Source organism: Catenulispora rubra (assembly GCF_015356825.1).
GTDB classification, from domain to species: Bacteria; Actinomycetota; Actinomycetes; order Streptomycetales; family Catenulisporaceae; genus Catenulispora; species Catenulispora rubra.
Window position 1 is genome coordinate 1 of record NZ_JAACYW010000841.1, and the last position, 315, is coordinate 315.

A 315-nucleotide genomic window follows, 5' to 3' on the forward strand; every position below is an offset into this window, starting at 1 on the left:
GCACCCTGCCGGAGTGCGAGATCCCGACCGCGAGGTCGTCCGGCCCGAACTGCGCGGCGCTGGTCAGCGCGTTGTGCACGTCGGGCCAAGCCCAGCAGGCGATGCCGATGCGGTGCAGCCGGAACTGGAGCTCCTGGGCCGCGACGGCGCTGTTGCCGACGCCGAAGAAGTCCACCCGCCGGGCCTTCAGCAGCAGTTCGACGAACGCGTCGACGCCGGCCGGGTCGATCTGCTCCGCGGTCTCGCGCAGGGCCCGGGTCACGGTGCCCAACACGACGCCGACGAGCCGCTCGGCGGGATCCCCCGGCCGCACCT

Annotated in this window: 1 protein-coding gene; it reads right to left on the reverse strand. The window is 73.7% G+C overall.

The features are described from left to right. Positions 1 to 315 (reverse strand): MurR/RpiR family transcriptional regulator (locus GWK61_RS61775; RefSeq protein ID WP_194922428.1); only part of this gene is annotated, 315 nt, incomplete at both ends.